Raw genomic sequence first — 8,817 nt, 5'->3', positions numbered from 1 at the left:
CAATCTCAGAAGCGAACTTCTTCGTCGCCAGCGGCGCGCCGCCCTCGTTGGTGAGGCGTATATAGTCGGCGCCCACGCGAACCGTCAACACCGATTTCGAACTTTTTTGAATTTTTTGCGACAAATTTTTCGGCGGCCGGTTTTCGTGGCCGGCTGCCCCAACGGCAGGCCAAGGGCTATCCACAACGAGCCCTATTGCCGCCGCATTGCGGTCCGAAACCGGGGCACAAGAAGGAAGGCGCGCGCGTGTGTGAGGCGCCTCGACAACAGACGACAAGAAGACCGCTGAAAACGAGACGCATGATTGGGGATATCGGCCCCGGCTTGCCGCTTCGTTGACTTCAATCGCCGTGACGGGCAAATGTCATGGCCGCAACGAATAACGACAAGCCGTCCGCCCGGGGAAAAAGCAGCCTTTCTGGATGCCAGACACCGAAGATGTCATAGCCGAACTCGGCAATGAGCCGCCGTTGATCGCGGATGGCCGCAGCGGTCCGCCTGATCGCCGCGAGGTTTCGGCGCGCTGGCTGTCGGGAACATTCCTCACGGGCGTGACGTCGAGCGTGCTGATGGGCGTCGCCCTGTTCGCCGCCCTCGACGGTCGCCAGCAGCTTGCGACCCCGCCGGAGATCGCCGAGCTCATCAGCCTCGCCAATGGCGATGATTCCGGTGAACAGGCCAAGACCACCAGGCTGGTCGCGCCGCGCCAGATCGCCAGGGCCAAGGACCGCCGGCGCATGGAAGTGTCGATGGTCACCAAGGTCGGCGATCGCGACGTCATCCACACCATGCCGTTCGTGCAGATCAAGATGGCGTTGGCCGCCGGTCACACCACCAACCGACCCTATCCGCCATTCGATCCCATGCAGGTCTTTGGCGACGACAGCGACGACAAGACCCAGCAGCCGGCCGCGGCCACCGCGGTCGCCGGCCAGATTTACGGCGCTAAGGTCGAAAGCGAGATGAGCCTGAAGACCGTCGACTTCCCGCTCGAGACGGCATCCTTCGATGAAAAGAGCGACCTGTCCGCCGACGAGGTCGAGAAAGTGGTGCGCTCGGCCGGCAACGGTCTGAGCGACGGCGCGGTCCAGGTTGCCTCGCTTCATTACGTCGACCCGCAGCGTTTCGGCGAAGCCTTCGCCGAATCGATGGCCGGTTCGTACGACGTCAAGATCACGCCTGAAAACGTTTCGGTCGCGCCACGGGCCGCGTTGGACGACCATGCGCCGGCGTTCGCCGAGGAAATCATCCCCTTCACCAAGGATACCGATATCATCGAGGCCTTCGCCGATTCGGGATATACCGGAGACGACGCCACGGGCATGGCGGAGGCGATCGGCAAGCTGCTCAACGCGCCCGCGCTCAAGGCCGGGACGGTGCTGCGCGTCGGTCTCGAGGTGCGCGGCGATATCGCCAAGGTGGTCCGCACCAGCGTGTATGACCGCAGCACCCATATCGTGACCATCGCGCTCGACGATCAAGGACAATACGTCCCGGCGCAGGAACCGGAATCCAATCCCGAATTGCTGACGGCATTCGACGATTCGCAGCCGGTGGTGGTGCGCGGCAACCTGCCCAACGTCTATGACGGCATCTATCGCGCCGCATATTCCTACGGCATGTCTAAGGCGATGACGCAGAGGTTGATCAAGCTTCTCGCCTCGGACGTGGACTTCCAGTCGCGGGTTTCGCCGGCTGATCGCCTCGAAGTGCTTTTCTCGCAACCCGATGGCGACGACCAGACTTCCGACAACTCCGAGCTTCTCTACGTATCGGCAACCTTCGGCGGCCAGACACGCAACTTCTACCGCTTCCAGATGCAGGATGGCGGCACCGACTATTTCGACGAGAACGGTTCGAGCGCCGAGCAGTTCCTGCTGCGCAATCCCCTGCCCGCCGGCAAATTCAGGTCCGGCTTCGGCGCGCGCCGGCATCCGATTCTCGGCTACGTGCGCATGCATACCGGCGTAGACTGGGCAGCGCCCATCGGCACGCCGATCATCGCGGCCGGCAACGGCGTCGTCGAGAAGGTCGGCTGGGCCGGCGGCTATGGCAAGCAGATCATCATCCGCCATGCCAATGGCTACGAGACTTCCTACAACCACCAGAGCGCTTTCGCCAAAGGCATCGAGCCCGGCGTGCATGTGCGCCAGGGCCAGACCATCGGCTATCTCGGCCAGACCGGCCTCGCCACGGGTCCTCACCTTCACTACGAGCTGATCGTCAACGGCACCAAGGTCGACCCGATGCGTGTCCGTCTGCCTGTCGGCAAGGTGCTGAAAGGCGACGACCTTGTCGCCTTCAAGCGTGAGCGCGAGCGCATCGACGATCTGCTCAAACAGCAGGACGGCAATTCGCTGAAGGTCGCCAGCGCCAAGATCGACGGCTGAGTCGCCCTCGAATCAGTTGCGGGATTCGATATCGGTAACCGGGCGTGGCCAGGGCGACGCCTGTCCGGGCACCGTGAACCAGGCGATGACCGATGACAGCAGACAAAGAAGCGTCGTGACCGACGCCACCGCGGCGAAAGCCGAATCGCTGGCCGCGACCCTCAACGCGTCGATACCCGCCGCAAGACCGGTCGTCGGCTCGCCGAAACCGGGAATGCCGGAAGCGCTGCCGATCGCCCGCGAATAGACGAAAGCCGCGAGTGAACCCATCGCCGCCACGGCGATCAGCCCGCCGATGCGCGAGACCGCATTGTTGATGCCGGACGCCGCGCCGGTGTCCTTGTCTTCAACCGACGTCATGATCGCGGTCGACAGCGGCGACACGACCAGCGCCATGCCGAGCCCCATCAGCGCCATGAGCGGAAACGTGCCGGTCCAGAAATGGTGGATGCCGGCGTGAGTGAGCAGGGCGAGGCCGGCGAAAGCAATGGCAACGACGAAGCTGCCGGCGGAAATCGGCAGACGTGGACCGATTCGATCGGACCACTGGCCGACCGGGCCGGACAGGAGCGCGATCGACGCCGACAGCGGCAGGAAAATGAAGCCGACCTCGGCCGAGCTAAGCCCCCAACCCGCGATCAGCAGCATTGGCAGGTAGAACAGGTTGGCCGACAGCGCGAAATACAGGAAGAAGGTCGCCAGATTGGCGCCGGCGAACGCGCCGATCCGGAACAGTCCGAGATCGATCATCGGCTCGCGCTGCCGGCGCTCGTAGAAGATGAAGACAAAAAGCAGAATCGCGCCGGCGATGATCGCCGGCCCGGCCATCGCGGCGCCTTCGGCATTCATCGCCGTCAGCCCGTAGGCCAGTGACCCGAAGGCAAGCGTGGCGAGCGCCGCGCCGCCCAGATCGAGGCTGCGCATTTCGGTCGGCCGGTCGGCGGGAACCTTGGCCAGGAGCAGATAGATCGAGATCAGCCCGAGCGGCAGATTGATGGCGAAGATGGCGCGCCAGACGCCATTGCCGAAGGTGGACAGGACGAATCCGCCCAGCACCGGACCGAGCGCGGTGGTCAGCGCCGATGCGGCCGCCCAGATTCCGATGGCCCTGCCCCGCTCCTTCTTTGGATAGGCTTTCGCAATGATGGCGAGGCTGCCCGGGACCATGATGGCCGCGCCGATGCCCTGGATGGCGCGAAACGCGATCAGAACGCCGGCACTGGGAGCAAGAGCACAGGCAAGCGACGCGGCGATGAACAGTGCGATGCCGGTTACGAACGCGCGCCTGAGGCCGAACCGATCGCCGGCCGCGCCGCCGGCCAGAATGAGTGCCGAAAGCGTCAGCGCGTAGCCGTTGGAGATCCACTGCGCTTCCGCCAGGCTGGCGCCGAGGCTGGTTCGAAGCGCGGGCATGGCGATCGCTAGGATCGAGCCATCGATGAACCCGAGCGCGGAGGCCAGGATCGCCGCGACCAGCACGAACCTGCGCTGCGATTGCGGGCAGAACGTGCCGTTCGCCAGCGGGGCGGTAGACGGCGAATCGACGGTGGCTTCGTTTGCGGAAGGCATGAATGTCTGCTTAGCCCTGCGGCGCGCGCACGACAACCGGCCAGAGATTCGCTGTTCTTGAAACCAGATTACGCCGCGCAGCCTGGCCTATTGCTGCGCAACATCATTGACCGAGGACCCGCCGACGAACTCCACCGTAACGCCCGGCGAGACCAGCTTGGCGAGTTCGCGCGCGTCCCAGTTGGTCAGGCGCACGCAGCCATGGCTTTGCGTCTTGCCGATCTTCGACGGATCGGGCGTCCCATGAATGCCGTATGTAGGCTTGTCCAGCGCAATCCACACCGAACCCACCGGCCCTCTCGGTCCCGGCGGAATGGTCAGGATCTTGTCGTTGTTGCCCTGCTTGAAATTGATATTCGGGTTGTAGGTGTAGTTGGGATCGAGCGCGACGCGCGACACGGTGTGGATGCCGGACGGCGACGGCGTGTCGGCCGATCCGATGGTTGCGGGATAGGCCGCGACCATCTTGCCGTTGGCATCATAGGCATAAACCTCTTTCTTGTCCTTGTCGGCAACGATGCGAGCAACCGGCGTCGACACCAGCTTGCCGAAATTGGCGACCTTGATGATCGTGCCTGGGCGATTGAAGTCGAGGCCCTTGTTGAGCGACTTCAGATAGCCCTGGTCCATGTGGAAGCGTTCGGCCAGCGCCTCGGTGACCGAGGTGTAGCACATGCAGTTCAGCTTGGCCTTCTGGCTGTAGTCCTCCGGGATCGAGGCGACATAGGGTCCGGCCACGTCCTCGGGGGTGATGGTGTAGGAAGCAAAGGCATCGCCACCTGACTGAGCGAGCGCTGCCTGAATACCCGCAGCGTCGGTGGATTTCAGGCTTGTCCCATTGATCTGGTTGTAGGCGTCAAGGGCCTTGTCGACATTGGAGCCGAAGCGTCCGTCGATCACGCCGGGCGACGCGCCGCCGCGGTCGAGCAGCACCTGCAGCGCCGCAATGTCTTGATGCACGCCGAGCGACAAGGATGAATCGACGCTGGCCTTGCCGCCGGTGTTCGGCGGCAGCGAGGCCTGCGAGTCCGGATTGGCCTGCTGGAGTGTGGTCTGGCCCGGTTGCGTTGGATCGATCGAGGCTTCGTTCAGTGGCTGGCGCTTGATCGTGTTCTGCTTCGGCGCCTCGGGATAGGTGGTGGCATAGCCGTCATCGCCCTGCGGCGCCGGCGGATAAGCATCGGCCGAATTGTCGCTGTTGGGATCGTATTGATCCGCAGGCGGCGGGATATAGCGGCCGTTTTCTTCCAGCTGCCTGCGGCGCAGACGCGCCATGTCGTCAGGATTGTCGAGATAGTAGCGGTCACTGTCCGCACCTGGCGCGCGGCCGAGTTCCTGCGTCCGCATCTGCCGGCGAATCGCCTGGCGGTCGAGACGACTCTGCGGCGGCTGGATGGCTATGACCTTGCCTGTGTCGGCATCGACGAGCACCCGGTTGCCCCTGGCGTCGTAGTAGATATCGATATTGCCGTCCTGCGCGAGCAACAGCGCGCCGTTCTGGGCCGGCCTGGCGGCTTGCCGAGCACCGTCAACGGTCGGCGCCGCGAACACACTGGAAGACCCCAGCCCGGTCGCAAGCGCCGTCAGCAAGAAGATGGTGCGCAGCATGATTGTCCAGCTCTCCGGTCCGCAGTCTTTCCTGGCGACCCTTCGCCAGCAAACCAGTCACCCAAACTAAGGTTCCAACATGAACCGGGCATGAAGATGGCGGATTCCCGGCGTTTTGCCATCATCTCGAGCCGGATCAACGCAGCCCCAAATCGCTGCGCACCTGCCTTGTCAGCTTGAGGACGACCAGGCGATGGCTTTCGCGCAGATAGTCCTTCAGCGCGGCATCATCCACGCTCTGGCTTGTCTGGCGCTGGATCCATTTCATGCCGCGTGAGGCGAGATAGGGCGCCGGCCTGCAGCCCGGCAGTCCCTTCAGCACGTCATAGGCCATATCAGAGCATTTGAACGTGACGAAGACTTGCCCGCCCTGGTCATGGCCGCCGATCGCGAACACCTTGCCGCCGACCTTCCAGACATGGGCGCCGCCCCACTGGACAACATGTGTCGACTGAGCAAGCGAGGCGCAAAAGCCATTGTAGTCATCGAGCAGCACCGGATTCCCCCTACCCCAACCGGATCGTTATCGTCTTGCGATTCGGTCCCGAAAAGCAAAGAGCGCGCCGCACGGTTCGATGCGACGCGCTCAGTTCAGTTCCCTGGCTCGATCAAGCGGCGGCTTCGGCCGCCACCACGGTCGGCTTCGAACGGAAGTTCAGCCGGTCTGAACCGGCGGTGACCTTCACGGTCGAGCCGTCGAGGATGTCGCCCATCAGGATCTTTTCCGCCAGCGGGTCCTGCAGTTCCTTCTGCATCACGCGCTTCAGCGGCCTTGCGCCATAGGCGGGATCGTAGCCCTTGGACGCCAGCCAATCGATCGCGTCGTGATCGAGCGACAGCGTGATCTTGCGGTCGACAAGCAGGTTCTCCAGCCGCTTGAGCTGGATTTCGACGATCCGGTCCATGTCCTGCCGACGCAGCCGGTGGAACAGGATCACCTCGTCGACGCGGTTGAGGAACTCAGGCCGGAACGAAGCTCTCACAACGCTCATCACCTCGTCTCGCACGGCATCGACATCCTGGTCGTCGCTCAGGTTGATCAGATATTCGGCGCCGAGATTCGACGTCATGATGATCAGCGTGTTGCGGAAGTCGACGGTTCGGCCCTGGCCATCGGTCAGCCGGCCGTCGTCAAGCACCTGCAGGAGCACGTTGAACACATCCGGATGCGCCTTTTCGATCTCGTCGAACAGCACGACCTGATAAGGCCGACGCCGCACCGCTTCGGTGAGCGCGCCACCTTCCTCATAGCCGACATAGCCGGGAGGGGCGCCGATCAAACGCGCGACCGAGTGCTTTTCCATGAACTCCGACATGTCGATGCGCACCAGCGCCGTCTCGTCGTCGAACAGGAAATTGGCCAGCGCCTTGGTCAACTCCGTCTTGCCGACGCCGGTCGGGCCGAGGAACATGAACGAGCCGATCGGCCGGTTCGGATCCTGCAACCCGGCGCGCGCGCGCCGCACGGCTTTCGAAACCGCCTGCACCGCCTCGCCCTGGCCGACCACCCGCTTGCCGATCTCGTCTTCCATGCGCAAGAGCTTGTCGCGCTCGCCTTCGAGCATCTTGTCGACCGGAATGCCGGTCCAGCGCGACACGATGTGGGCGACGTGATCGGGCGTGACCACCTCTTCCACCATGCCGGCCTTGCCATCCTGCGCCTCGGCTTCCTTCAGCTTCTTCTCCAGCTCCGGGATCTTGCCATAGGCCAGTTCGCCGGCGCGCTGGAACTCGCCTTTGCGTTGGGCGATCGCCAGTTCGTTACGCGCCTCGTCGAGCTGCTTCTTGAGGTCGGCGGCGAGCCCGAGCTTCTGCTTCTCGGCCTGCCACTTCGCGGTCAGTTCGGTCGATTCTTCCTCGAGGCCGGCCAGGTCCTTCTCCAGCCGGGCAAGACGGTCCTTCGAGGCCTCGTCCTTCTCGACCTTCAGCGCCTCGCGCTCGATCTTGAGCTGCATGATGCGGCGGTCAATCTCGTCCAGGGCTTCCGGCTTGGAATCGACCTGCATGCGCAGCCGCGATGCGGCTTCGTCCACCAGGTCGATCGCCTTGTCGGGCAGGAAACGGTCGGCGATGTAGCGATTGGACAGCGTTGCTGCCGCCACCAACGCCGAATCGGAGATCCGCACCTTGTGGTGCTGCTCGTACTTCTCCTTCAGGCCGCGCAGGATCGAGACCGTGTCCTCGACCGTCGGCTCGTCGATGAAGACGGGCTGGAAGCGGCGGGCAAGCGCGGGATCCTTCTCGACATGCTTGCGGTACTCGTCGAGCGTGGTCGCGCCGACGCAGTGCAGCTCGCCGCGCGCCAGCGCCGGCTTCAGCAGGTTGGAAGCGTCCATCGCGCCGTCCGCCTTGCCGGCGCCGACCAGCGTGTGCATCTCGTCGATGAACAGGATGATGTTGCCGTTGGCGGACGTCACCTCGTTGAGCACGGCCTTCAGCCGTTCCTCGAACTCGCCGCGATACTTCGCGCCGGCGATCAGCGCGCCCATGTCGAGCGCCATCAATTGCTTGTCCTTCAGCGATTCCGGCACGTCGCCATTGACGATGCGCAGCGCAAGGCCCTCGGCGATCGCCGTCTTGCCGACGCCGGGCTCGCCGATCAGCACGGGGTTGTTCTTGGTGCGCCGCGACAGCACCTGGATGGTGCGGCGGATCTCGTCGTCACGACCAATCACCGGGTCCAGCTTGCCGGCGCGGGCATCCGCGGTCAGGTCGCGGGCATATTTCTTCAACGCGTCATAGCCTTGTTCCGCGTTGGCCGAATCGGCGGTGCGGCCCTTGCGGACGTCGTTGATGACCTGGTTCAGCGCCTGCGCGGTGACACCGGCCTTGGCGAGGATGTCGGCGGTCTTTGCCGACTTTTCCATCGCCAGCGCCTGCAGCAGCCGCTCGACGGTGACGAAGCTGTCGCCAGCCTTCTTGGCCAGTTCTTCCGCCGTCGAGAACACCTTGGCAAGCGGCTGGGCGAGATAGAGCTGGCCGTTGCCGCCCTCGACCCTGGGCATGGCTTCCAGCGCCGCCTCGACGCCGAGCTTGACGTCGCGGACGTTGCCGCCTGCGCGCTCGATCAAGGATGCGGCAAGGCCCTCGTCATCGTCGACGAGCACTTTCAGCATATGTTCGGGGGTGAATTGCTGGTGATTGCGCGAGAGCGCCATGGTCTGCGCGGACTGTATGAAACCACGCACGCGCTCTGAGTATTTTTCAAGATTCATATCTGTCTCCTTCCATCACCGGCCCGCTTTGCGGC

6 protein-coding genes are annotated in these 8,817 nt (G+C 63.8%); 1 reads left to right on the top strand and 5 read right to left on the bottom strand.

Going from position 1 to position 8,817, the window contains the following annotated elements; all coding sequences use genetic code 11:
- Positions 1–361 (bottom strand): hypothetical protein (locus tag Q0L57_RS33065; protein ID WP_296747296.1); only part of this gene is annotated, 361 nt, incomplete at its 3' end.
- A 61-nt stretch (positions 362–422) separates the two neighbouring features.
- Here Q0L57_RS33065 and Q0L57_RS33060 point away from each other — a divergent pair.
- Entirely contained in the window at positions 423–2,390 is a 1,968-nt protein-coding gene (locus tag Q0L57_RS33060) for a M23 family metallopeptidase (protein ID WP_296747295.1), read from the top strand.
- 12 nt (positions 2,391–2,402) lie between these two features.
- Here the strand turns inward: Q0L57_RS33060 and Q0L57_RS33055 are convergent, their stop codons facing one another.
- The 4 genes from Q0L57_RS33055 to clpB all read right to left on the bottom strand — a co-directional run bounded on the left by Q0L57_RS33055 (position 2,403) and on the right by clpB (position 8,782).
- Complete coding sequence (locus tag Q0L57_RS33055; RefSeq protein WP_296747294.1) at positions 2,403–3,959, bottom strand: MFS transporter; 1,557 nt, start codon at positions 3,957–3,959, stop codon at positions 2,403–2,405.
- 87 nt (positions 3,960–4,046) lie between these two features.
- Entirely contained in the window at positions 4,047–5,567 is a 1,521-nt protein-coding gene (locus tag Q0L57_RS33050) for a L,D-transpeptidase family protein (protein ID WP_296747293.1), read from the bottom strand.
- A gap of 136 nt (positions 5,568–5,703) precedes the next feature.
- On the bottom strand, positions 5,704–6,063 hold the full coding sequence (locus Q0L57_RS33045) for an MmcQ/YjbR family DNA-binding protein (RefSeq protein WP_296747292.1): 360 nt from the start codon (positions 6,061–6,063) through the stop codon (positions 5,704–5,706).
- A gap of 112 nt (positions 6,064–6,175) precedes the next feature.
- On the bottom strand, positions 6,176–8,782 hold the full coding sequence (clpB, locus tag Q0L57_RS33040; protein ID WP_296747291.1) for an ATP-dependent chaperone ClpB: 2,607 nt from the start codon (positions 8,780–8,782) through the stop codon (positions 6,176–6,178).
- Positions 8,783–8,817: the final 35 nt, after the last annotated feature.

This window comes from Mesorhizobium sp., assembly GCF_024509055.1.
Taxonomy (GTDB): Bacteria; Pseudomonadota; Alphaproteobacteria; order Rhizobiales; family Rhizobiaceae; genus Mesorhizobium.
This window is presented reverse-complemented; position numbering and strand designations above follow the sequence as displayed.